This is a genomic window from Saprospiraceae bacterium, from assembly GCA_016719615.1.
Lineage (GTDB): Bacteria > Bacteroidota > Bacteroidia > Chitinophagales > Saprospiraceae > Vicinibacter.
In genome coordinates this window covers 106,110-132,051 of record JADJYQ010000007.1, presented here as the reverse complement: position 1 = coordinate 132,051, position 25,942 = coordinate 106,110, and the positions used below count along the sequence as shown (strand labels likewise).

Below are 25,942 nucleotides of genomic sequence, written 5' to 3'. Positions count from 1 at the left end.
TTCGGAGAATTCAGTTATTGGGCATTGAAAACAAATTCATTCAAATATTTTTTAATTCATTTTTCGGAAAAATATTTAAGAAAATTATATTTGAATTTACGCTATATATTCATACAAATTCGCATAACTTTGCAGTGCCAAGGTTGTCGGATCGAAGTAAACCAATCTCAACCGAGACGAATGATAATAGAGTGATCTTAACCTACTCGCTCATTTCTTCTGATAGCTTTGGCCTTTTCTTCAATACATTTTCATGCATTTCTTTAAATCCTTTTCGCTGGAATACAATTTCTTTTGCCATAAGTATGGCATTGAACATCGATCCTGAGTCTGCTTCATTTTTACCGGCGAGGTCGAATGCTGTGCCATGATCGGGAGAAGTTCGTACAAAAGGCAAACCGGCTGTAAAATTGACGCCTTCCTGGTGGGTGATGGACTTAAATGGAATCAAACCCTGATCGTGATACATCGCCAGAATGCCATCAAATTTGTTAAATAATCCGGTTCCAAAAAAACTATCTGCAGGATAAGGTCCCGAAACAAACATTCCATTCTTTTTGGCTTCAATGATTGCGGGTCTGATGATTTCTTCATCTTCCGAACCCAATAAGCCCTCTTCTCCGGCATGCGGGTTCAATCCTAATACGGCCAGATGGGGTTTTTCAATTCCAAAATCTGTGATCAAGGATTGTTCCATGATCTTTAATTTTCTCAGAATTGAATCTTTCTTAATGGATTGGGCAATCTGCGAAACGGCAATATGTTCAGTAACGATCCCTATTTTCAGGCCATCTGAAACCATAAACATCAGACAATCTTTAGCAGCCGATTTTTCCAATAAATAGCCCGTATGGCCCATGTGCTCAAAACCGGCCATTCGCATCGAATGTTTGTGAATGGGTCCGGTTACAAGTGCATCAATTTCATTTTTTTGAATATCCTCTATTGCTTTGTCCAAGGACATTTTAGCATATTTTCCACCATCAGGACTGGCTTTACCAAGTGAAATGGTGACATTGTCATTCCAGCAATTCACTAGGTTCAGACGACCGGCTCGAGGCCTTTCTCCTTGTGCCAAAATATTAAAGCTCAAATTATCCAGATGCGCTATATTTTTATGGTAGGAAGCAATTTTGACATTGCTATAAAGAATAGGTATGATATTTTTATAGATCATCTCATGCCTTAATGCCTTCAGGATGACCTCCAGGCTAATGCTATTGATATCGCCGCAGCTAATGCCTATTTTGATTTTGTCCATTACTTGAATTGAATGGGTGAAGATAAGGCGAAATGGATTCTGGCAACAAATGATTACAAGAGGGACTGACTGGCGAATCTCAAAAATTCAGGTCAATTTGTAAGGATTGTCAAAATTTAGACTGTTTTTCAAGTAGTTAGCTAAATATTTGCAATTTTTTTTAATAAAACTTATACAGGGAATGCGACTTGCGGTTACCTTTGTGCCCGCTTTAAAAGAGCTATTACTATTAAAATCAGTAAAAGTGAAAACCTTAAGTTTTAAAACTTCCTACTCCAAAAATGCAGAAACCAGCAGAAAATGGCATGTAGTTGATGCCGAAGGCCAGGTGGTCGGTCGTCTGTCTTCGCAAATTGCTCATTTGCTTATGGGTAAGCACAAAACGGATTTTGCCCCGCACATGGATTGTGGCGATAATGTTATCGTAATCAATGCCGGAAAAATCCGCTTTACAGGTAAAAAAATGGATGATAAAGTCTATTTAACCTATAGTGGTTATCCGGGAGGCCAGAAATCAGCTACACCCAGAGAAGTGCTTGCAAAACACCCTTACAGGGTTATAGAAGTGGCAGTTCGAAAAATGTTGCCTAAAAGCAAACTTGGAGATGCCATGTATAGGAAATTATTTGTTTATGAGAGTGCTACACATCCACATAGTGCTCAAAAACCTGAACCTTACACAATCTAATTTATGGAAAACGTCAATGCCATTGGGAGAAGGAAAGCAGCAGTTGCCAGAGTTTACTTGCGCAAAGGAACTACTGCCACTACTGAAATCACGATCAACGAAAGAAAATTAGAGGAATACTTTCCTATCAAGGATATTGCTCAAAAAGTTATGGATCCTGTATTAACCGTTGCAGGTGATCAGATTTATGCAATCCACGCTACCGTAGCCGGTGGCGGATTGAAGGGTCAGGCAGAAGCGATTCGCCTGGCGATTTCAAGAGCATTTTGTAAAATCGATGCTGAAATGCGTCAGCCACTTAAAGAAAGACATTTTTTAACAAGAGACGCAAGAGAGGTTGAACGTAAGAAATTCGGATTGCGCAAAGCGCGTAAGAGATCTCAGTTTAGTAAACGTTAATTTTATTTCAAAAGAGAACCATTCACAATATGATCATGGAAAAACCCACATACCAGCAGTTATTAGAAGCCAATGTTCATTTTGGGCATTTGCGCAGAAAGTGGAATCCCAAAATGCGCCAGTACATTTTCAAGGAGCATAAAGGCGTACATTTGATTGACCTCAACCGTACAGCAGAGTGTTTGGATAAAGCGGCTCATGCTATGAAACAGATTGCCAAATCTGGTAAAAAGATCATGTTTGTAGCCACTAAAAAACAAGCCCGCGAAATTGTAGCGGAAGCTGCAAAAAGTGTCAACATGCCTTATGTAACCGAAAGATGGTTGGGTGGAATGATGACTAATTTTGCCACGATTCGTCGCTCGGTTAAAAAAATGAATAATATCGATCGAATGTTGACCGACAATAATGTTACGACGATTACTAAAAAAGAACGTCTGACCTTAAGTCGTGAAAAAGAAAAAATGGAAAGGGTATTGGGTGGGGTATCCAATCTAAACAGGTTGCCATCTGCCGTTTTTATTGTCGATATTCTCAATGAACACCTGGCCGTTGATGAGGCAGAAAGCCTTGGCATCAGGACTTTTGCTATGGTCGATACCAATAGCAATCCCAATTTGGTGGACTTTCCGATTCCTGCCAATGATGACTCTTCAAAGTCAATCGCTTTGATCACCCAATTTATGGTTCAAGCGATCCGCGAAGGATTGGAAGAGCGTAATGCAGAGGTCAAAGAAGAAGCCCCCGCAAGCTAAACATACGAACGTTAGTTAATTTAATAATTACATTATGAGTTTTACATTATCAGCAGCAGATGTTAAGAATCTGAGAGATTCTACAGGAGCCGGAATGATGGACTGCAAAGCTGCCCTCACTGAAGCAGAAGGAGATTTCGAAAAAGCCATAGAAATTCTCAGAAAAAAAGGACAAAAACTTTCCTTGAAGCGCGCAGATCGCGAAGCCAAAGAAGGAGCCGTAATCGCCAAAGTAAATGATTCCAAAACCAAAGGAATTGTCATTAAACTTTCCAGTGAGACGGATTTTGTTTCTAAAAATGAAGATTTCATTCAAACAGCAAAACGAATAGCAGATATTGCTTTGGATGCCTATCCTGCAAGTCTGGAAGACCTGTTGGCACAAACCTATGAAGGAAATGTAAAGATTGGTGAAAAAGTCACCGATATGGTAGCAGCCATCGGCGAGAAAATAGAAGTCAGCAATTACGAAAAGTTGGAAGCGCCCCAGGTTGAAAGTTATATTCACATGGGCAACAAAGCCGGAGTTTTGGTAGGACTTAACAAAGCATCCGATGCGTTTACTGATGCCGGAAAAGATGTCGCCATGCAAATCGCTGCGATGAAGCCACTAGCATTGGATAAGGGCGATGTGGATCCAAGTGTTATTGAAAAAGAAATTGAAATCGGAAAAGAACAAGCCCGCGCAGAAGGTAAACCGGAAGCCATGCTTGAAAAAATTGCAATGGGCAAATTGGAAAAATTTTACAAGGAAAGTACACTTTTACATCAGCAGTTTGTCAAAGACGGTAGTCTGACGATAGCAGCTTATTTGAAAAATTTTGACAAAGAGTTGACCGTTTCGGGATTCAGACATGTCAAATTAGGATAAAAGAAAAATTTGAAAGGCGAATGATTGATCATTCGCCTTTTTTTTGGCATATTGTGAACAAATGAAGTCTGAAAATCAGGATTTCAAATAGGTAACGACATCAACCCATTTTTGAAAATGAGTGCATATAAAAGGATCTTACTGAAATTGAGCGGCGAAGCCCTCATGGGCGAACAAGCTTATGGCATAGAGCCCAAAATGTTGCATTATTATGCACAGCAAATCAAAATGGCAGTTGATCATAAAATACAATTGGCCGTTGTCATTGGAGGTGGTAATATTTTTCGGGGCATGGATGGAGAAGGATCCGGTATCGAACGCGTACAAGGGGATTATATGGGAATGTTAGCCACATGTATTAATGGCATGGCCTTGCAAAGTGCGCTTGAAATAATTGGCGTCTACACGCGGCTTATCACTGCCATAGAAATGCGACAAATTGCAGAACCTTACATACGGCGTCGGGCCATCAGGCATTTAGAAAAAGGGCGGGTTATCATCTTTGCAGCAGGTACCGGAAACCCTTATTTTACAACAGATTCTGCAGCAGCGCTTCGCGCGAGTGAGCTCAATGTAGATGTCATCTTAAAAGGCACCCGGGTAGATGGAATCTATACGAAAGACCCACTCAAGTATCCGGATGCGACGCGGTACGATAAACTTAGCTTCGATGAAGTGATTTCCCAAGGCTTGAAAGTTATGGATATGACCGCCTTTACGATGTGCAAAGAAAATCATACACCAATTATCGTGTTTGATGTCAATCAACCATCCAATTTTGAACGCATCATTCGTGGGGAAAATGTGGGCACGCTAGTTTCTTAACAGTTAGAAGCTTAAAGCTATCCCGACATTGAGATGTCTTTTCTTAAAAATAACTTGATGTTGTCGGGAGCCAAAAGCTTAAAGCTTTTTATGTTTATTCATGGGCATCGATTTTCAATTCATCAAAAAAAATACCACATAACAAGGCTTTAAGCTTTTCAGCTTCAGTCTTTAAGCTTTCTTACGCTCCCCAGGCACAAACGACGCCACCGATTAAAGCCATGGTAAGCATCCAGTAACCTACATTAATCGCAATGTATTTCCAGCTTTTTTGTTCGAAAAGTGCATTAACTGCAATAATCGGTAATGCTATGAATAAGCCTCCAATCACACCATGAAGTGCTCCATGTTTAAAAGTGCGGAACTCATTTCCATATTTGGCGAGGAAATCCTTGAAATAGAGGTCTACTTCACTCCCTTCCTGTCCGAATCCGGGTACATTCATTAAAGTTGACATAATGCCCATCTGATGGATCGTCATGGATAACATCGATAAAGCCAGAAAAATGCCGAATAAAAATGTCAAGCCAAATACCAGCGCCATATTCGACTGGTTGGCTTTCTCTTCAGTCATACCTGTCATTTGCATCCAGGCATTGCCAAATACACTTTTATGATACCAAATAAATCCAGTGATGAGGGGAATTACTCCTGCTCCAATTACAACAAGCCAATTGATTTCCATTCTTTAAAATTTAAAAGTTGATAAATGTGTTTGAACCCAATCGCTTACTTTTAAAGCAAGCCGATTGGAAAATAAAGTTATTAAAGTATGGTGAAAACAGTGGGTCGGCCATTTGTATTTTAATTAATATAATATATAAAATCAACATATTGCTATATTTACCTATAAATAATTAATTTTACGCAAAGATTTAAAACTCGATGATTTATTCAATTCGTGGTAAAATATTGGAGAGACACCCAACTTTTGCGGTGATCGAAACTTCGGGTGTAGCCTACCAGATTTTCATCAGCCTTTACACTTATTCCAATATTGCTCCTACGGGTGAGGGATATCTATTGACGCATTTGATCATTAAAGAAGATGGACATTATCTCTATGGATTTTCTTCGGAAACGGAAAGGCAACTTTTTATCCATCTCATATCTGTTAATGGAGTAGGTCCCAATACAGCCCGGCTTATCCTTTCTTCCATGGAGCCAGATGCCATTAAAGCAGCCATAGCCCTTCGAGATGAATTGGTTTTTAGAAAAATTAAAGGCGTGGGTCCTAAAACCGCACAGCGAATTCTCATCGATTTACATGACAAAATCAGCAAAGAAGGTTTTGCTGAATCCAGTTTACCAGGTGTAGCTTCACCTCAACGAATGAAGTCAGAAGCCATTTCTGCATTGGTCGCTCTTGGCTTTGGTAAACCTGCTATTGACCAGGTTTTTAAAGATTTGATAGAATTGAAAGATCCCGAGATCAGTCTGGAACAAATCATCAAAGCAGCATTAAAAAAATTGGCCTAATCACGCCCATCAAATACCTTATATACTTTTTTGTCGTTATATCCTGACGGTTTTTTCTTATGGAAGATTTTAAAGAATTTATGAATAAATTGGGTAACTTGTTTTTAACAGCTTTCATAGCAGCATGCATGTTCAGCGCTGTTTATGCAGCTGGAGGACGTCATATTCCGGATTGGAATGAAAAACCTTTAACAAGTATTCAGGATACCATTCCATTAAAAGATCGCCCGGGCAATTTTGTAGAGAATCCGAGAAACAATCCTTTTGATTTAAAAGATCCGAATTCAATCGAACAGGACATTGAGTACGACCCTGAGACCAACAGCTTTAAAGTTACCGAAAAAGTCGGCGATTTGGAATACAGACCCGGCACCACCTTAAGTTTTGATGAATTCTTAAAATTTAAAGCTAGGCAACAAGACAAAGAGTATTATAAAGATCTGGCTGGTATTTCTACCGGTAAAAAAACTTATGGCGACCTCATCGATCCCATTACAAAAATTGATTTAAAAAAGAACCTGGCTGATAAATTATTTGGTGGTTTTGGTATTGACATCAAACCGCAGGGTTCTATCGGTTTTTTTGTAGGCGGTTATTACAATTTTACTGACAACCCCCAGTTGCAGGATTATCAGAAAAGACAATGGGGTCCCGATTTCGATACAGATATCCGAATGGACTTGACTGGAAGCATTGGTGATAAATTAAAATTGAATGCCAATTACGATACCAAAGCAGCATTTGATTTTGAAAATAAATTAAAACTTGCTTACGATTCCGAAAAATTTTCGGAAGACGATATCATTAAAAAAATAGAAGCGGGAAATGTAAGTTTACCGCTTCGTACAAAATTGATCCAGGGTAGTCAAAATCTTTTCGGTTTCAAAACAGATTGGCAATTCGGCTATTTGCGATTGACCGGTTTGATCTCTCAGCAAAAATCGAAACAGGAAAACATAGAGGTTAAAGGTGGAGGCGTAGTACAGGAATTTGAAATCAGACCCGATGGTTACGATGAAAACAGACATTTTTTTCTAAGCACTTACAACCGGAGTACCTATGAATTTGCATTGGAAAAACTTCCGGAAATCAATAGTCAGTTTAAAGTAAAAGATATTGAAGTTTGGATCACCGAAGACGCTCAAAATAGCCGGGAAACAGAGTTGCGCGATATCGTTGCATTGGCTGATCTTGGCATTTCAACCCCTGATCAATTTGATATGGGCGATTCAGCCGCATTGACTTTTTTACCGGGAAGAGCCATTTCCAAAGATAAAGCCGGGGTTGAAGTTCCTTCAAATACTTCCAACACATTATTAGATAAAATTCTCGAAAACCCGGAAGCACGAGACCTCAATAAAGTCGTGCGCATTTTATCAAATCCTGCCGGCTTAAATCTGAAACAAGGTAGAGATTTTGAAAAAGTAAGAGCGAGAAGATTAAATCAGAATGAATATACTTACCACGCAGATCTAGGATTCATTTCTTTGCGTCTCAGACCAAGACCCAATCAGGTATTGGCTGTTGCTTATCATTATTTACAAAATGGCAGGGATATCGATCCGCGTTCCGGAGCAACCTATAAAGTGGGAGAATTTACTTCAGAAGTAAAATCGGACTCCTTAAATTATAAAGTCATTTTCGTGAAGATGCTGAAATCATCTGCACAGCGCACGGACTTACCTTCCTACCGGCAGATGATGAAAAACGTTTATCCAACGGGTGGTTTTAATCTGAATCCGGACGATTTTACCATGGATATTTATTACGAAGACCGCGATGGCAAATCTAAACGCTACATCCAGGAAATAGATGGCTTTCCTTTATTGAATTTATTCAGAATGGATTTTTTGAATAAATCCAATGACCCCCAACCGGATGGTGTGTTTGATTTTATACCCGGACAAACGGTGATCCCTGCAAGTGGGGCTGTAATTTTTCCGGTGTTGGAACCCTTCGGTTCTTCTCTGTATAAACTTCTCTCCAATGTGATCAAAGACAGCGTGCGGACAAAAGAAATTTATGATAAATATAAATACACCGCTTTATATGATGTCTCCATTACCGCTGCGCGACGAGAGTTGAAATCCAATCAATTTGTCATCAAAGGATCTTATAAATCCGGTAAATCAAACGAAATATCACTCAACACTTTTAATCTGGATCCCAATGCCCGCGTTGTTGTCAGCGCAGGCTCACGATCGTTAGTTGAGGGATCTGATTATATCGTAGATCGCAATCTCGGGAAGGTGACGATCCTCAATGAAGCCTTATTGCAATCGGGAGTACCTATTAATGTTGATTTTGAAGATAGCGCTTTGTTCAGTTTCCAAACAAAAACCATGATCGGCTTAAGAGCCGAATATTCTAAAAGAAAAGACTGGTCTGTAGGTGCAACCTATATGCATTTATTTGAAAAACCCTTTACAGAAAAAGTGAACATTGGCGAAGATCCAATTAACAACAGAATTGTTGGCCTGGATTTTAACATCGCAAAAAAAGCACCCTGGATGACGCGCATCTTAGATAAGCTTCCGTTTTATGCTACCAAGGAAGTATCCTCCTGGAAGTTGGAAGCTGAGGGCGCCGCGTTATTGCCAGGTCACTCCAATACCATCAATCAACAAGGAAGCGAAGGTGGTGTCGTTTACATCGATGATTTTGAAGGTGCATCTTCGGGAATAGGCTTGGGTTTCAATGTTTCTCAATGGGTCCTGGCGAGTGCGCCACAAGGAATCAACGATAAGCCTTTTCAGGGATCCGGACTTTATGATAACGTCATCAGCAATGCCAATCGGGCCTTATTATCCTGGTACCGCATTGACGATTTTGCCAGAGTAAGTACCCTCAATCCAAATAATCACTACACGAGATTGGTAGATGAAATTGAAATTTTTCCGAACAAGCAAAGACCTATCGGATTTAGTACGGAGTTGACGTTTGACATGACTTATTATCCGGAAGAAAAAGGTCCTTATAATTTTGATGTGAATGGTGGTTTGATGGCAATTGATTCTACATTTGGTGGAGTTAGCACTGCCGGTATCGACCGGGATCACAAACTCTTGCAGCCTGAAACCAGATGGGCAGGGCTGATGACTCGTCTGAATACCAATGATTTTGAAGCCAACAATGTCGAATACATTGATTTCTGGTTGCTGAATCCGTTTTTACCAAAAGCAGATCCTTCAGATCCGGTAACGGGAAATGGAAAATTATACATACAGCTTGGAAATTTTTCAGAAGATATTTTTAAGGATGGTAAACAACAATTTGAACATGGCCTGCCAACTCCTGATTTGAATTTATTGACAGACCCTTCAGTTTTTGGAAAGATCAGCCGTTTCCCTCCTATCACAAGTAGTTTTGATATCAATAATCGCGAAAGGCAAGACTTAGGTTATGATGGATTAAATAGTGTTTCGTCAAATTTCGATAAAGATGAAAATACGTTTTATGCAAATTACATTGCTCAACAACAAAACTTCCTGAATCCAACCGCATTTGCAGAGCTTGCCAGAGATCCTGCTAACGATGATTATACTTCTTACCGCTCCAATACCTTTGCACCCAACATTCCGGTTACAGATAAATACAAAAGATACAATATGCCGGAGGGAAATGCACAAATTGAAACAGGAAATATACAATCTACTGCTTATACCGGTTATCCCGATCAGGAAGATATCAACTTTGATAAATCACTCAATGAAATTGAATCGTATTACAATTATGAAATTCCATTAAATAGAACACCGGACAATAAAATAGCATTCGATCCGGCTTCACTCGATAATTTTATCACAGACACAGTGATCGTAAAAGTACCTGGACTTTTGGATGATGAAGTATGGTATCGCTTTAGAATACCAGTCAGATCGCACACAGGCAAAATAGGTGAGATCCAGGATTTTAGATCTATTCAAAGCATGCGTATGTTATTTGCCGGATTTGATAAAACGGTTACTTTCAGATTTATTAAATTTCAATTAGGCCGAAATGCCTGGCGGAAATTTGAAGATGTATGTGATGGAATAGATGCCGGAAACAAAGTTTTGATTCTCGATAAAGTGGATATCGAAGAAAATGCCGGAAAGACACCGTTTAATTATACAACGCCGCCTGGAATTCAAAGAGAGCGTTTCTACAGTTCACAATTTGCAGATATACCGCAAAATGAATCTTCGATCTTGTTGAGAAAGGAGGACCTCAAAGCCAATTGCTCGCAATCTGTTTATAAAATTATAGACCTCGATATTCGCAAATATAAAAGATTGAAAATGTTCGTTCATGGGGAATCTTTGAAATCCAAAGACAACGATGGACTTTGTGTTTTCATCAGATTAGGAAAAGATTTTACAGATAATTATTACGAATATGAAATTCCATTGCGTTTTTCGGATGAGCAACATTTTGATCAAAGAGATTCCATTTGGTTAAAAGATAATGAATTTGATTTTCCCTTGCAACTCTTATTGGATTTGAAAACGGAAAGAAATAATGTAGTACCAGATTTTGGAGCCTATTCTAAACCCGATCCTGAAAAACCCAAAAACACGGTAAAAGTTGTTGGAAATCCAACCATAGGTTTGGTGAGAGGTGTATTGCTGGGTTTTCGAAATAAGAGTAAAGAAACTGTAGAAGATCTTGAAGTCTGGTTTAATGAATTGCGATTGTCCGGCTTAGAAGAAAAAGGTGGCGTGGCAGCACAGGTGCGCGCGGAAATGCAATTAGCTGATTTAGGAAATATAAGTGTAGCCGGAAATTACGCCTCCGTTGGCTGGGGTGGTATTGACCAGAAATTGGACCAACGCGCGACTTATGAAACGGTACAATTGGATGCCGGGATGAATATTTCTTTGGATAAATTTTTACCTCAAAGTGTAGGTATAAAAATTCCAATGGCCTTGCAATATTCAAATACAACATTGACCCCACAATACGATCCAAACGATACGGATATAGAACTTAAAGACAAAGTTAAAGCTGCTTCAAGCCAGGCACAAAAAGATTCTATTCGCGATCGGGCAATTGATTTCTCTGAGATCAAGAGTATAGCATTCAATAATGTGCGCAAAGAAAGAAAGGGGAGCGGCAAACCTAAACCCTGGGATATCTCCAATTTTTCGGTGAGTTATTCCGTTTCTGTAGCTAATAAACATAACCCTATCATATCCAAAGACGAATTAAAAAGTCAACAAGGCGGTCTCGATTATAATTATTCACTTACGCCGAAATACATAGAACCTTTTAAGAAAATTGTCACGAGTCCGCTGTTGAAGTTTATTGGAGATTTTAATTTTAATCCAATTCCGAATTCAATTTCCGTTAGAAATAATCTGAACCGGAAAGCTGCAACCCGAACCTATCGATTTGCGGATCCGAAGTATAGTACCTGGGAGGATCGCAAATTTGCATGGACCCGCGATTATACTTTGAATTGGGATCTTACCAAGTCCATAAAACTCAATTTTAGTGCGAAGAATGAAGCAGCTGTTGATGAAATAACTTTTAATCCTCTGCGACAGGCTTATGTGAACCCTTTGACAGATCAGGAAGTGGAGGCCAGTGAACGCGGCAGATTTCTCAGAGACAATTTAAAATCATTCGGGCGCACCAAGGACTACCGTCACAATTTTACAATTGCCTATCAATTACCAACAAAATTATTTCCTTTATTAGACTTTGTCACGATTCGCACCCAATATACTTCGAGCTTTAATTGGGCTGGAGGTTCGATTAATTCTATTGATTCACTTGGATCTGTTATTACCAATACACAAAGTATTAGCATCACCGGAGAAATTAATTTTTCGACATTAATCAATAAGTCTGCATTTCTGAAAAAATATAGCGGTGAAAGTGCATCAACAGGTCGATTCAGACCTTCCGTGCGCAACCAGGCGGATCCCAAGAAAGATGAAAAGTCAAAAGACAAAAAGAAAACAAAATCTGATAAACCCAATCCCTGGATTCAGGCAGCACTTACGCCAATAACTATGCTGAAACGAATGCAAATGAGTTATGCTGAAAATAAAGGAACCACCATTCCGGGTTTTATGGAAAGACCGGAACTCTTAGGATTGAGTTCGGGATTTGATGCACCCGGATTTAGTTTTATAACAGGTGGTCAACCTGATTTTCGAAAAGGTGGCTGGTTGGATAAAGCTGCAGAAAAGGGCTGGATTTCTGACAATTGTTTTTTCAACAAGGAAATGTTGCAAAAAAATTCAAATACGCTCAGTTTTAAATTTAAAGTCGAACCCGTAAAAGATTTTAGCATTGATTTAAATGTGGACAGAACATACACGAAAGATATTTCGGAGACTTTTAAATACGACAGTATTATAGGCACGAATACTTTGGGATTCCAACATTTTACGCCTTTTGAAAATGGGCAACTTAGCTTTATCTTATATTTCATTACAAACCATATTCAACAGTGACATTGATGATGTATTCAGGCGTTTCAGCGATGCACGGCCCATTGTTTCTCAGCGAGTAGCAGATCGCTTGGGGATCAAAAATTTGAGTCCGACAAATCCCGATTATCGCGATGGATTTCAGGGCGACCACATTGATGTCGTAACACCTGCATTTTTTGCAGCTTATACAAATAAGGACCCCAATAAAGTTGGACTGGATCTATTTGAAACTTTTCCACTGCCGAATTGGCAAGTTAGCTATAATGGTTTGAGTAAATTAAGTGGACTTAAAGACATATTTCAGGATTTCAGCATCCGACATGCTTATAAGAATACATTGACGATCAATAGTTTTAAAAGCAATCTCGATTATCGCATAGATGCAAATGAATTACCCCTTTCCAGAAGAGGTAACGACGATCGCGCTTCATATCATGCCCGGTATGAAGTTCCCGAACTCGTCATCAGCGAACAATTTGCACCACTCGTTGGTGTGAATATAAAGACCAAGGCAGGCATGGAGCTTGGACTGGATTACAACAAGAACAGAAATTTAAATCTTCGCAACGGAATTGACGGACAATTGCTTGAAACAAAAGCAACGACCTATACCATCAAAATGGGTTATATCATCAAAGATGTTTTTCTATCCTGGCTGCCAGGTATGAAAGCTTTAAATAAAGATTATAAACCGCCTAAGAAAACAAAGAAGAAAAAGAAAAAGGCTGATGATGAAGATCAGGACCCGGATGCTAATATTAATAATCCGAAGGGCAATGATCTGGAAATCAGTTTTGATTTTGGGATCAACGATAATATTACTAAAATTCACAGGTTGGATGCCAATGTAAATGCTCAAGCCAATAGTGGTTCCAAACAGATCAGTTTTACTCCTGCCATCAAATATAGCATGAGTAAAAACCTAAACATTCGCGTGTTTGTGGATTACCGGAAAACCATTCCGTATGTTCTAAGCCAATTTAAGGACGTGCGCATCAATGGAGGTCTGAATGTACAATATACATTGAATTAGAGGAGAATGAATTTCTGATTAAACCATGAGGTCTGGATTTAGTCCAATTCAAAAAAGTCATGCAAAAACTGGCCATTTGTTTTTTATTGATTGGATTCAGCTGGGGCCTTCAAGCTCAAATCCAGCTCAAGCCGTTTATAGGATTAAATAAATTACCTGCCTTTACAGATAGTATTTGCCCGATTCAGAATTATCTCGGCAATTTTGAAGAAAGTGGGTATCAGTTGCTGGATACCGTGCATGATTTTGCTTTATTAAATAATCTTGGAGGATATTTCAGATTGTCTGAAATTCTTCAAAAGGGGAAGCCGGTGTTGCTGATCTCTTCAAGTTATACTTGTCCGGTCTTCAGGGGTAAAATTTCTGAAATCAATACCCTTCAAGCCATGTTTAAAGATCAAATTGAAATAGCCATCGTGTACACAGTTGAAGCGCACCCCGAAACAGACATCAGCCCTTATTTTGGTCGAGTAAACACAGGTCAACAAAATATTAATGGCGGAATATTATATCGCCAGCCTAAAACATACGGTGAGCGCATTCGGGTTATTGAAGATTTATTGCTGGAATATAAAATTGATGTCCCCATTTTAGTGGATGGCCCATGTAATGAATGGTGGTATCATTATGGTCCGGCCCCAAATAATGCTACACTTATTGATGTCGATGGACGCGTAAAAATTAAGCATGCGTGGTTTGATAGAGATCCCGATGATATGATTTGCGATCTTCAGAAATTTTTAAATCCTTCAGCTGTCTGTGATAGCATTCAACAGGGTATTTCCACTTTTACTTTCGAAATTAAAACAGATACAGTTGTTAATGCTCAGGTAAATGGCGTTGCTTACGTTTCAGGGACCCTAACTAACACAGGAAACTCCAAAGCTAAAATTGAAATTAAGCGATTGCTCAATGATTTGCCGGCCAATTGGTCATCGAGTATTTGTCTGGATGTATGTTACCCTGCAAATGTAGACAGCACTCAAATTAGTTTAGAACCCGGCCAACAAATGGAATTCATTGTTGATATTTTTACCGGCCCGGATCCAGGTACCGGTAGATTGAGAATGGGTATGCGGAATGTAGATGATCAACAAAACAAAAGCAGTTGGCGAATAACAGTTATTTCAGAATCTGTGACCGCAATTGAAGAAGAATCCGATCCTTTAGCTGTTGTTTTTCCCATTCCGGCAGAGAATTTTGTCAGAATTCGATCCCGGCACTATGATGAATATCAATTACTGAACGACAGAGGGCAGATTGTGCGTAAATCATGGTTTCAAGAAATTGCAACCATAGATCGCAAGGATTTGAATAGTGGTTTGTATCTTTTGAAATTGAGTAATTCGAGCGGACAATTTATATTAAAGAAGTTTATTTTTATTTGAGGTCCGGAAGATTTATACATTCAAATAACATTGAATTATATTTTAGGAAGAGCTGGAGTATGGATTCTTTGCTTTAAGCACATAAACGGTCTTTAGTACCAGGATTTGATTTTTAACAAAGTTTTAATGATTGGTATAATTTGCCCAATGAGCACTCAAATTATATGAAATTGGCCTAAATTTGGGCCATTTAGAAGATTTTGTTGTACAAAACAGATGTTTTTTAAACTTTTTTTTCAAAAACTCCTTTATTCATTCAAAAAAAAAGGACTTAATTTCAAAGAGATTTAAACCGAATTCGAATAATGCTGTTTTTTTATTTTAACATGCATAAATTTGCTAGCTTAAATGATTTTTGTAAACCGAATAACTAAAAAAATGAAATTATACCTTTTGATCTTTGGCGGACTTTTATTCTTCAGCCAATTAAGCCATTCTCAAACAAATGCAAAACCAGGCCCCTACAAAGCTACACATGAAGGCTGGCTGGTAAATCTTGATGAAGCCTATGCCTTATCAAAAAAGACGGGAAAACCCATATTGGCAAATTTTACAGGATCCGACTGGTGTGGATGGTGTAAAAGATTGTCTGCGGCCGTTTTTGTAAAGGATGAATTTAAAACATGGGCGAAAAAGAATGTCATTTTATTGGAACTTGATTTTCCAAGATCTTTTTCAATTCCCGATAATATCCGGACTCAGAATGCAAACCTCCAACAGTCTTTTGGTGTGAGAGGTTACCCTACTGTGTATCTATTCGATATTGAAAAAGATAAAAAGACCAACCAATACAGTTTTAATGCTTTGGGTAAAACGGGGTATACGCCTACTTCAAAAGAGTTTACGGATGGAGTCAACGAAATGTTGTCTAAACGCAAGAAGTCCTAAATAACACTTGCAGTTTACCTAATCCTGAAATTGAAATTTTAAGGCAAGAACGCAATTTCAAAAAAAAGAGAATTAAGTTCCTTTTTTTAGCTATTATTTTTTAAGCCTGTTGAATCCTTGCTGAAGCATGGAAATATTGCTTATTTTCGGGACTGAAGTGATAAATAACAGAGGACCTCATAACAAGCGATAAGAATTCATGAATACATTCAAATACCCGGATATTGAAGACTGCCTCATTTATGATCATCATATTTTAGGCAATCCTGCTAACATTGCTTTTACAAATGTTAAAAATATCGATTCCGGCGATTGCGACAGTTTGATTTGGCTTGGTGCTGCTAAAGCTAAAGATCCTGAATCTATCAAGACCTTAACATCGAATTTAATCATAGCACACACTTCATTGGAAGCGCTATTGCAGCCTCGGAGCCAACAGACGATAATTCTCACGGATGCTCCCAAAGAAACGTTTATTTGTATTTTAAATAAATTATTTGTTCCTAAAGTATTAGCGGGCGTTCATCCTACAGCGATCATTAATGAAGAGGCCCAAATTGGATCAGATGTTTCGATTGGTGCATATTGTGTGATTGGCAAATGTACCATCGGAGACGGTTGTATGATACATAGTCATTGTGTCATTCACGATCAAAGCATTATTGGCAAACGCGTTTTAATCAAAAGCCACACGACCATAGGATCTGATGGATTTGGATATTCGAAAGCATTGGATGGAAATTATATCAAATTTCCGCATTTGGGAGGAGTCATACTGGAAGATGATGTTGAAATCGGCTCCAATACTTGCATAGACAGAGGAACACTTGGGAATACAATAATTGGTGCAAACAGTAAGATTGATAATCTCGTCCATGTGGCCCACAATGTGAAATTGGGTAAAAACTGTCTGGTCATTGCCAATGTTTTAATTGGCGGAAGTACTGAGCTGGGTGATCATTGTTGGATTGCACCTTCAGCAACACTTCGGGATGGACTCAAAATTGTTTCCGGGGTCACGATTGGTATGGGTGCATTAGTTACTAAGGATCTCGATGTACCCGGAATTTACATGGGTAGCCCTGCAAAAATAAAAACCTGATCAACCATGACGAAAACGCGATTAGAAGCTTTCAGTGATGGCGTACTTGCCATCATCATCACCATTATGGTTTTAGAAATGAAAGTACCACATGGATCTTCCTGGAGCGACCTGATGGCTCTGTGGCCGATTTTTATTTCTTATGCCATCAGCTTCGCATACATAGGAATTTACTGGGGCAACCATCATCACCTCCTGCACAGCATGAATAAAATTACTTCAGGAATCATGCTGGCGAATTTGAATTTATTGTTTTGGCTTTCATTGATTCCATTTGCAACCGCATGGATGGGAGAAAATCATTTTGCAGAAAATACCGTGGCTTTATATTGCCTCATGTTGCTAATGTGTGCATTTGCATATTATATTTTACAAACGCTTGTAGTCAAACACCATTTGCATCCGGACGAATTTACAAAAGCCCATAAGATGCAAAATCAAAAAGGTCAAATATCTCTCTTGGCCTATACCCTCGCATTACTGGCCTCCTATTTTTACCCACTCATTTCAGGTATACTCGTATTTGCAGTTGCGATACTTTGGCTGATACCGGATAAGAATATTGAGAAGGTGTATAAGTAGAATGAATTCAAGTACCAAGCTGTTTAATTTTTCCAATCGAAGAAAATGGTATAATACTCAAAAATGGTTGAAATTTATTGAACTAACATTCGTTAGTACTAGTTGATTCCTAAAAGCCTAAAAGCCTAAAAGCCTAAAAGCCTAAAAGCCTAAAAGCCTAAAAGCCATCTCCCTATCCAAATAATTCAAATCGAATCTGTTCTCTTGGAATTTTTTGTTCGAGATACAATTTGGCAATGGCTTCGTCGATCATTTCCTGCCATCCGCAAAGCATGAAAAGGGCTTTATCGCGATCAAGGGTATTACTGGCTAAAGACTCCAAATAAGCTGCATGAACATAGGAATTCATAAAACGAATACCCTTAAAATCTTTTGGACTGAATTCGTTTTCGCGAGAAAGGCAAATCGTAGCAAAAAAGTTGGGAATACCGCTAGCCCATTGTGACCATTCATGGCGAAAGAGAATGTCATCAGATTTCCTGCATCCAAAAATTAAATGAATAGAACTAAAGGAATGACCCGATTGAAGGATCTCCTGTAACATGGCCCGATAGGGTGCGAGCCCGGTTCCAGTACAAATCATCACCAATTGCATACCTGACATTTGGGGAAGGACGAAAGTTCCTTCCGGACCTTTGGCTTTTATGATATCTCCTTTCTGAATTTTATGAAAGAAAAATTCAGAGGCCGGACCGTCTTTTTTGTAAGAAATGCAGAATTCAATTTGTTGCGTTTCGTCGCAGCGATTCGCGATACTGTAGCTCCTCCAGCGCTGTAATCTCTTTTCACCAATGGGCAAATCGCAGGTTAAGAATTGTCCGGGAACATAATTAATAGGTTCAGGACTTTCAGTTTGGAAAATAAACCGTCTGGTGTTGTCCGAGTCTCTGAAGCTTTCAAGAAGTTTTAAAGAATGCCAAATCGCTGGTGGCATAAATTTTTGAACTATAACAATTGGTATTCTAAATTGGTTACAATACCAGTTCAGAATAGGGGATGAGTTTTTGAAAACCCTTATTTTGAAAATAGGCTTCTGTGTCCTGCCGCGATTTGTTGCTGCTGATGAGTGCGAGATCGCCGCCCCAGGCGCCAAGAGATTTTACTTCGCCCCAGTAGTCTCTGAATAATCGGTCCTTGATTTTATCCATCTGAAGATATTCCGATACTAAATTTTCGTGGTCGCGAATCCAATTTTCAAACTGCTCTAGATTTTTAAGATCTAATACTTTTTCAGTCAGGTCAGATGCTTTTTGGATGATGTCTTTAGACGGTTTGTTTTTCCTGGCAGTTTCAACAGCCTCCCGGCTATCCGTTTTATGATTTAGGACTACGAAATACAATTTATCGCTGAATGAGGGTTTGTAATCCACTTGTTCGAGATCTATTTCGCCATCACCCAAAGCATATAGCAAAGGGCCCGAAGCCCCGGCACATGCGACATCATAACCAGATCCAGTCTCTACATCAAAATAAAGATGGTAGGGATTGACATCAGCCCATAAGGCCATGTTATAAATCAACGTTGAACTCGACCCAAGACCCCAATCCAATGGAAATTCGAGGTAGTGGTCAACTTTATATTTTTTCCAATGGGACAGAAACTCAGAATTATTCTGGCAGCAGGCTTTTAAAATTTTGCGCAGATATTTGCCTGTTTGGGGATCAGACGATTCAACGACATCAAAACCCAGCAAATCGATTTCTGCAGAAAACCATTTCTTACCTTGGGCATCATAAGCATTCCAAAGAATTTCTGAGCCGCTCAATTCTTGAACCTTCATTTTCTGACCCAGACGCGACGGCAATGCCAATGCCTTAGCACCAAAGAGTACGAGATATTCCGAACTCAACAAGACTTTGCCGCGTGCGTAAAATTCTGCCTTAATAGCCCAGGTTTTAGGTAATTGGGGCGAATATAAGGAAAATTTATATATATGTGGAAAATCAATATGAGAAGAAGGAATATGGGGTATAGATGATGGATTAAGGATGATGGAGTATAGATGATGGATCAAGGATCAAGGATGATAGATGATAAACAACTGAATCCTACAATTGTCAGTTTAATAATATCCATTAATTTGCTATAATTTCTATTGATTCTTCTAAGCCAAACAAACCATCTATTATACTTTGTGGTCCTTTGTGACTTTGCGTCTTAGTGGCAAAAAGGATGATGCTGATTTACCAAATCTATTTAGGAATCAGAATTTAGCCTTAAGAGTAAAATTGAAGGATGAGATGTTGGATGATGGAGTATAGATGATGGATCAAGGATGATGGATGATAGATATCCCGACATGAAGCCTCTGCTAACAATAACGTGCAGGCATAGACGCTGCACCGCCAAACATAATCATCCAAAAATAAGGAATTACTTTTTTATTACCCGAAAAAATTAAAAGAGAATGATTTTCGAAGCTTGGCGGTGTAGAGTCTATGCCATGATATGCCTCGTTCTTTTTCATTCATTATGCATACATCAATTTGCCTTTTGGAGTTGGAATGGTTCTTCCAATTGATTTGGCGGTCTCAATCCACTCATCAATTATTAACTGTACATTTGAAATTGCTTCTTGATATGTATTGCCGTCCGCTTTACAGCCAGCTAATTCTGGAACTTCTGCAATGAATGATTGATCTGGCTCGCTCCAGTAAATAATAATTTCATATTTATAATTCATCATCTTCTCGAATTTCTAGTTTGTAATTAATAATAATTTCTCTCACTTGTTTAACTTGATATGCTTTTGAATGACCATTAATATCTTGAATATTAATAATTTCCTGAACACCTTCTTTGTAATAAATATAGTGGCTTCCTTTAATCCTAACATCAAATCCAAGTTTCATAAGCATGCTACAAAGATCATTGAACTTTATATTGTGATCAGACTTTCCAGTGAGTATCTTATCTAGTAACTTGGAAGCCTTTCCCATTGCACAAATATAAAGATTCTTATTATCATTTTAGAGCTGTTAGTATGAGTCATTACTTGCCGATGTCAGGAGATGATGGATGATCAACAACTGAATCTTACAATTGTCAGTTTAATAATATCCATTAATTTGCTATAATTTCTATTGATTCTTCTAAGCCAAACAAACCATCTATTATACTTTGTGGTCCTTTGTGCCTTTGCGTCTTAGTGGCAAAAAGGATGATGCTGATTTACCAAATCTATTTAGGAATCAGAATTTAGCCTTAAGAGTAAAATTGAAGGATGAGATGTTGGATGATGGAGTATAGAGGATGAATTATAGTTGATGGATCACGGCTGATGGATTATGGATTTTGGAGCAGTGATTATAGGTTAATGCTATTTTGAGCGAGGATTATGGGTTACAGCTCAAAGATGAGATCCAAAGATTATGGAGTATAGATGATGGATCAAGGATTATAGAGTGTCAATGTCAATGCCTGAATAGGCTTGATCGTTTAGTGTAATTTTTTACTCGAATTATTTGCAAGGATAATGGATTAAGGACTCTATAATTTATTGGCAATTGCTATTCAAAGCAAGTAAAATAATGATAACTTAATGGGCATATATATTGAACTAACAATCGTTAGTATTTGTTGTTTCTATCAGACTATCAGACTATCAGACTATCAGACTATCAGACTATCAGACTATCAGACTCAAAGCCACATTCAAACATTCCTAAATGCCTACATTCCTACAAGCCTAAATCCCTAAATCCCTACATTCCTACAAGCCTCCACCCCCCTCATTTCAACTCCCACTCCGCGGCCTTTTTTGCTTCAACCATTAATTCGTAAAAACGAGCCATGGCCAGACTAGCGCCTTGCTCGTAGTCATACCAGGATTTATAAGTTCCGTCTTCATATTCGATGAGCATCGTAACGGTTTTATCAGCACTATCCTCTCCAAATTTGTCGAGTTGTTTATGAACCTTTAAATAATTGGCAAGCGCAAACAAGCGGTCCAATAAATCCGGCTCGCAAACAGCAGTGTACATGCCGACTTCTTCTTCTGTATTGCTGATATTGTTGCGTAGCATTTGTCCGTCGGCACTGATTTTTAATCTAAAATCTGGACAACCACCGAATTGACAAAAGATATGTATCTGCAGGAATTTAATGACTCGCGTATCAGGTTTAGGGTTGAATTCAAGAATATGTCCATGTGCATACAAAAGGGTATCTTTTTCATCAAGCCCATTTTGTAATAATCTTTATACGTTGTAGGCAATCGGACCTCCATACCATCTTTTACAACGGTAGTGGTGCTTGTTTTAAATTGTTTAAAAATGATGTACAATTGTTTTCGGGTCTCTTCAATAAATGGGATGACGAGATCACCTCTTTTTTTGGAAGGATACAATTGCAAAAATTCCCAACCTTCCTGTTCGTCTAATTCATCTTTGCCAAATATAAGATAATGCGTCTGATCTTTTCTTTGTTTGCCGGTTACAAAAAGATCTGAAATATTGTCTTTATTAAAATCTCCAACGTACCATGGAGAATACTCCAAGGAATCTAGATACCATTGATTTTCTTCATGGGGGCACTTGATTCCTAAGTCAAAATTTTTTAGTGTGGCAAAATTATCTTTGATAAAGATACTCACTTCTTTGTCGACCGTAAAATCATCAAAATTTTGGGCCTTAACAAAACATGACAAGCTGGAAAATGCGAGTATGAATAAAATATTTTTCTCCATGTGTTAATTCAATTTATAACTCAATCCGATAGCTTCTATTCCCGACAATAAATCACTTCCAATGCTAACTCTTTTGGGTGAAATTAATGCAAGCTGAATTTTATCTTCTGAATCCAATACTTGAAGATTGACAGGTATATTCCCTTTGTGCGATTTGAGTATTTTTTCGAGCGCATCGCCTGTTTCGTCCTGAATGGATTCTAATTTAACGAACAGTTGTAAGGATTTTTTATACAAATTTTGTAAAGACTCGGAAAGGATCACTATGTTGTTAACTTGAAATTCCCATTCATCCGTTTTTTCGGGCCTGAATCTGCTTTTACCGTAATTGCCGTCCACCATTACAGCTTGTCCATTGTTGAGAAAAGCTTTGTATTGAAGATATTTTTCTTTAAAAAGGCGAATCTGGATGCTTCCGTAATAATCCTGAATTTTGATAATCCCAAATCCTTCTCCACGTTGATTGGTGCGGTGTTGGGCTTCTGCTATGATACCGCAAATCCGATGTCGGTATCCTTCTCTGTTTTCTTCTTTGAGTACATCGAGTTGATCAATGGTAATTGTTGCAGCATGTTGAATTTCGAGTTTATAGTCATCCAGCGGGTGTGCGCTTAAATAGATCCCTGCAATTTCTATTTCTCGTTCAAGTTTTTCAAGAGTGGTCCAGGGTAAACATTCCGGAGCTATGGGAATTGGTATTTCATCATGAAAATTTTCGCCAAATAAAGAAGCCTGCAAATTATCTTTCGAAGATTGGTATTGGTTGCCCCAGCGAATCATGTATTCTATGAAACTTGGATATTTATCATAGGGTGCAAAATATTGAGCCCGATGCATATTTGCAAAACAATCAAAAGCGCCACCGTAAACACAACTTTCAATAACTTTTTTATTAAATACTTTTGAATTTAGTCTTTTGATAAGATCTCCGAAATCCTGAAATGGTCCATGCGCATTGCGCTCAATCATAATTTCTTCGACAGGACCTTCACCAATGCCTTTTAATGCAGACAATCCAAATCTGATCTGGCCTTTCTCATTTACAGTGAAATCAATTTCAGATTCATTGATGTCCGGACAAAGCACGGTGAGTTTCATTCGCTGGCATTCTTTGAGGTAGATGCTTAAATCTGAAACATTATTTTTGTTTGCTGTAAGTACAGCTGCCATAAATTCGGCCGGAAAATGAGTTTTTAGATAAGCAGTTTGAAACGCAAGAACTGAATATGCAGCTGAATGCGAACGATTAAATCCATAAGAGGCAAATTTCAACATTACATCAAAAATCTCCTGCGCGTTTTTAGGATCTACTCCTTTTTTCTGACTGCGTTCGACGAAGAGTTTACTCTGTTTTTCCATCTCTTCCTTCTGCTTCTTTCCCATCGCCCGCCTGAGAACGTCGGCTTCGCCCAATGAATAGTCAGCCATGATTTGTGCTGCCTGCATGATCTGTTCCTGATAAACCATGATCCCATAAGTTGGACGCAACAATTCTTCCAGCCATGGATGCGGGTATTCGATGTACACGCGTTTGTGTTTGCGTGCAATAAATTCATCAATATAGGCCATCGGCCCGGGACGAAACAAAGCATTCATTGCAATGACATCTTCAATGCTGCTGGGCTTCAGATTTTTCAAATGACCCCGCATGCCTTCGCTTTCAAATTGAAACAGACCTATCGTATTTCCGCTTTGAAACAACTCGAGCGTTTGAGGGTCATCGAAAGAAATTTCATGAAGATCGACGCGTGCTTCAGGTCCGTATTTGCGTTCAATATTTGTTTGCGTATCATTGATAATGGATAAGGTATTTAACCCAAGAAAATCCATTTTTAGTAGTCCTGTTTTTTCGATAACACCTCCTTCCACTTGTGTTACCAATAAATCAGTGTCCTTTGCAGTGAAAACCGGAATGAATTTAGTGATCTCATCAGGCGCAATGATAATACCGGCAGCATGTACACCCGTGTTACGCACAGATCCTTCGAGCTTCATCGCCATTTCCAATACTTCAGATTCGAGGCCCGTTTGCTTCCTGATTTGACGAAGATCCTCAATGCGTTTTTTCTCATCGGCCTGAAACTCTTCACTCAGATTTGTGGTTTCATCCATGATATATCGAAGTGAAATACCCGGACGTGTGGGCACTAATTTTGCAAGCCTGTCTGCAGAAGCTAAGTCAAGTTGCTTAACCCGCGCAACATCTCGAATCGAAGATTTAGCGGCCATCGTTCCAAAGGTTACAATTTGCGCCACCTGATTGCGGCCATATTGTTCGACCACATAGTCGATGACCTTTTGTCTTCCGCGATCATCAAAATCGATATCTATATCCGGCATACTGATCCGCTCCGGATTGAGAAAGCGTTCAAAAAGTAAATTGTATTTGATTGGATCTATGTCGGTTATGGTAAGACAATAAGCGACCACCGAACCTGCTGCTGAACCGCGACCGGGTCCAACACTCACACCCATTTCTCTGGCTTTGTGAATAAAATCCTGCACGATGAGAAAATATCCTGCAAAATTCATTTTTTCTATAACTGATAATTCAAATTGAATGCGCGCTTCATGAACAGCATCCAATGAACCATATCTTCTTCGCGCTCCCTCATAAACGAGATGCTCGAGATAAACATTTTGAGATGTGAAATTTGGTGGTAGCGGAAAATTCGGAAGTAATACATCTCTTTCGAGATTGGGTGTAAAACATCGGTCTGCAATTTCCTGAGTTTGGTCAACCGCATAAGCGACATCACTGAAGGTGGACATCATTTCATCATGAGTCTTGAAGAAAAAATCAGAACTCGGAAATTGAAAGCGATCTGTTTCTTCAACATTGGAATTCGTATTGACACAAAGTAATACATCATGAGGTTTGTGATCCTCTTCTTCGAGGTAATGTACATCGTTGGTAGCGATCACTTTCAGATTGTATTTTTTTGCAAAGCCCAATAGGACTTGATTGATATTTTCCTGACTTACGCCTGAACCATCTATGTCTTCACAATTGCGATGACGCTGGAGTTCGATATAATAATCTTCTCCAAACACATCCATCCACCACTTGAGTTTGCGCTCTGCTTCTTCAATTTGTCCTTTGACGATTGTTTGAGGAATTTCAGCTCCTATACAACAACTGGTTGCAATCAGACCTTCGTGATATTGAAGCAATAATTCTTTGTCGATGCGGGGAAATTTTCCGTACAGGCCTTCCGTAAAACCCAGCGAACAGAGTTTGGAGAGGTTTTCATAACCTATTTGGTTTTTCGCTAACAGCAATTGATGTACGCGTTCATCTTTTTCGCCTGCAGATTTGACAAATGATTTCTTATGCCTGTCCGGTACAAGGTAAAATTCGCAACCCAAAATAGGTTTGATTTTATTGGCTTTAGCTTCTTTTACAAAGCTGAAGCATCCAAACATATTACCGTGATCAGTCAGAGCGACAGCTGTTTGGCCATCGGCAGCCGCTTTTTTCATTAAAGAAGGGATATCGGTGGCACCGTCCAACAATGAGAATTGGGTGTGGCAATGCAAGTGTACGAACTGAGACAT

Annotated in this window: 21 protein-coding genes; 12 read left to right on the top strand and 9 right to left on the bottom strand. The window is 38.8% G+C overall.

Annotated features, from left to right (window positions below):
• Positions 1-202 precede the first annotated feature (202 nt).
• Entirely contained in the window at positions 203-1,261 is a 1,059-nt protein-coding gene (gene pdxA, locus IPM92_15075) for a 4-hydroxythreonine-4-phosphate dehydrogenase PdxA (protein MBK9109650.1), read from the bottom strand.
• Positions 1,262-1,505: 244 nt separating this feature from the next.
• Here pdxA and rplM point away from each other — a divergent pair, with 244 nt between their 5' ends.
• From rplM to IPM92_15050, 5 genes are all read left to right on the top strand, one after another.
• Positions 1,506-1,949 (top strand): 50S ribosomal protein L13, encoded by a 444-nt coding sequence (gene rplM, locus IPM92_15070; GenBank protein MBK9109649.1) that lies wholly within the window; start codon positions 1,506-1,508, stop codon positions 1,947-1,949.
• Positions 1,950-1,952: 3 nt separating this feature from the next.
• Positions 1,953-2,348 (top strand): 30S ribosomal protein S9, encoded by a 396-nt coding sequence (gene rpsI, locus IPM92_15065; GenBank protein MBK9109648.1) that lies wholly within the window; start codon positions 1,953-1,955, stop codon positions 2,346-2,348.
• 35 nt (positions 2,349-2,383) lie between these two features.
• The gene (gene rpsB / locus IPM92_15060; GenBank protein ID MBK9109647.1) at positions 2,384-3,103 is read left to right on the top strand and encodes a 30S ribosomal protein S2; all 720 of its coding nucleotides are present in this window, start codon (positions 2,384-2,386) and stop codon (positions 3,101-3,103) included.
• 34 nt (positions 3,104-3,137) lie between these two features.
• Positions 3,138-3,974, top strand: coding sequence for an elongation factor Ts (locus tag IPM92_15055; GenBank protein MBK9109646.1), 837 nt, complete (start codon positions 3,138-3,140; stop codon positions 3,972-3,974).
• A gap of 117 nt (positions 3,975-4,091) precedes the next feature.
• Positions 4,092-4,799 (top strand): UMP kinase, encoded by a 708-nt coding sequence (locus IPM92_15050; GenBank protein MBK9109645.1) that lies wholly within the window; start codon positions 4,092-4,094, stop codon positions 4,797-4,799.
• 181 nt (positions 4,800-4,980) lie between these two features.
• On the opposite strand, the gene IPM92_15045 is transcribed toward IPM92_15050, so the two are convergent.
• Positions 4,981-5,484, bottom strand: a complete 504-nt coding sequence (locus tag IPM92_15045; GenBank protein MBK9109644.1) for a DUF1761 domain-containing protein — start codon at positions 5,482-5,484, stop codon at positions 4,981-4,983.
• 200 nt (positions 5,485-5,684) lie between these two features.
• Here IPM92_15045 and ruvA point away from each other — a divergent pair, with 200 nt between their 5' ends.
• The 7 genes from ruvA to IPM92_15010 all read left to right on the top strand — a co-directional run bounded on the left by ruvA (position 5,685) and on the right by IPM92_15010 (position 17,696).
• Positions 5,685-6,278, top strand: a complete 594-nt coding sequence (ruvA, locus tag IPM92_15040) for a Holliday junction branch migration protein RuvA (GenBank protein ID MBK9109643.1) — start codon at positions 5,685-5,687, stop codon at positions 6,276-6,278.
• Between the two features lie 80 nt (positions 6,279-6,358).
• Positions 6,359-12,724 carry a cell surface protein SprA gene (gene sprA, locus IPM92_15035; protein ID MBK9109642.1) on the top strand — a complete coding sequence of 2,122 codons (6,366 nt, stop codon included), beginning with the start codon at positions 6,359-6,361 and terminating at the stop codon, positions 12,722-12,724.
• Positions 12,672-13,736 carry a cell surface protein SprA gene (sprA, locus tag IPM92_15030; protein ID MBK9109641.1) on the top strand — a complete coding sequence of 355 codons (1,065 nt, stop codon included), beginning with the start codon at positions 12,672-12,674 and terminating at the stop codon, positions 13,734-13,736. Before sprA (IPM92_15035) ends, sprA (IPM92_15030) begins: the two co-directional genes overlap by 53 nt.
• Before the next feature lie 59 nt (positions 13,737-13,795).
• The gene (locus IPM92_15025; protein MBK9109640.1) at positions 13,796-15,124 is read left to right on the top strand and encodes a T9SS type A sorting domain-containing protein; all 1,329 of its coding nucleotides are present in this window, start codon (positions 13,796-13,798) and stop codon (positions 15,122-15,124) included.
• A gap of 378 nt (positions 15,125-15,502) precedes the next feature.
• The gene (locus IPM92_15020; GenBank protein ID MBK9109639.1) at positions 15,503-16,012 is read left to right on the top strand and encodes a thioredoxin family protein; all 510 of its coding nucleotides are present in this window, start codon (positions 15,503-15,505) and stop codon (positions 16,010-16,012) included.
• 199 nt (positions 16,013-16,211) lie between these two features.
• The gene (locus tag IPM92_15015; GenBank protein ID MBK9109638.1) at positions 16,212-17,114 is read left to right on the top strand and encodes a UDP-3-O-(3-hydroxymyristoyl)glucosamine N-acyltransferase; all 903 of its coding nucleotides are present in this window, start codon (positions 16,212-16,214) and stop codon (positions 17,112-17,114) included.
• 6 nt (positions 17,115-17,120) lie between these two features.
• A complete protein-coding gene (locus tag IPM92_15010) occupies positions 17,121-17,696 on the top strand; it encodes a DUF1211 domain-containing protein (GenBank protein MBK9109637.1) in 576 nt (191 codons plus the stop codon).
• 172 nt (positions 17,697-17,868) lie between these two features.
• Here the strand turns inward: IPM92_15010 and IPM92_15005 are convergent, their stop codons facing one another.
• The 7 genes from IPM92_15005 to dnaE all read right to left on the bottom strand — a co-directional run bounded on the left by IPM92_15005 (position 17,869) and on the right by dnaE (position 25,942).
• Positions 17,869-18,630 carry an FAD-dependent oxidoreductase gene (locus IPM92_15005; GenBank protein MBK9109636.1) on the bottom strand — a complete coding sequence of 254 codons (762 nt, stop codon included), beginning with the start codon at positions 18,628-18,630 and terminating at the stop codon, positions 17,869-17,871.
• A gap of 37 nt (positions 18,631-18,667) precedes the next feature.
• Complete coding sequence (locus tag IPM92_15000) at positions 18,668-19,711, bottom strand: hypothetical protein (protein ID MBK9109635.1); 1,044 nt, start codon at positions 19,709-19,711, stop codon at positions 18,668-18,670.
• 456 nt (positions 19,712-20,167) lie between these two features.
• Positions 20,168-20,380: a type II toxin-antitoxin system HicB family antitoxin gene (locus IPM92_14995; GenBank protein MBK9109634.1), complete on the bottom strand. Its 213-nt coding sequence runs from the start codon at positions 20,378-20,380 to the stop codon at positions 20,168-20,170.
• Complete coding sequence (locus tag IPM92_14990; GenBank protein ID MBK9109633.1) at positions 20,370-20,636, bottom strand: type II toxin-antitoxin system HicA family toxin; 267 nt, start codon at positions 20,634-20,636, stop codon at positions 20,370-20,372. Before IPM92_14990 ends, IPM92_14995 begins: the two co-directional genes overlap by 11 nt.
• Before the next feature lie 792 nt (positions 20,637-21,428).
• Positions 21,429-21,722 (bottom strand): hypothetical protein, encoded by a 294-nt coding sequence (locus tag IPM92_14985; GenBank protein MBK9109632.1) that lies wholly within the window; start codon positions 21,720-21,722, stop codon positions 21,429-21,431.
• A gap of 20 nt (positions 21,723-21,742) precedes the next feature.
• On the bottom strand, positions 21,743-22,384 hold the full coding sequence (locus tag IPM92_14980; protein ID MBK9109631.1) for a hypothetical protein: 642 nt from the start codon (positions 22,382-22,384) through the stop codon (positions 21,743-21,745).
• Between the two features lie 3 nt (positions 22,385-22,387).
• Positions 22,388-25,942, bottom strand: coding sequence for a DNA polymerase III subunit alpha (gene dnaE / locus IPM92_14975; GenBank protein ID MBK9109630.1), 3,555 nt, complete (start codon positions 25,940-25,942; stop codon positions 22,388-22,390).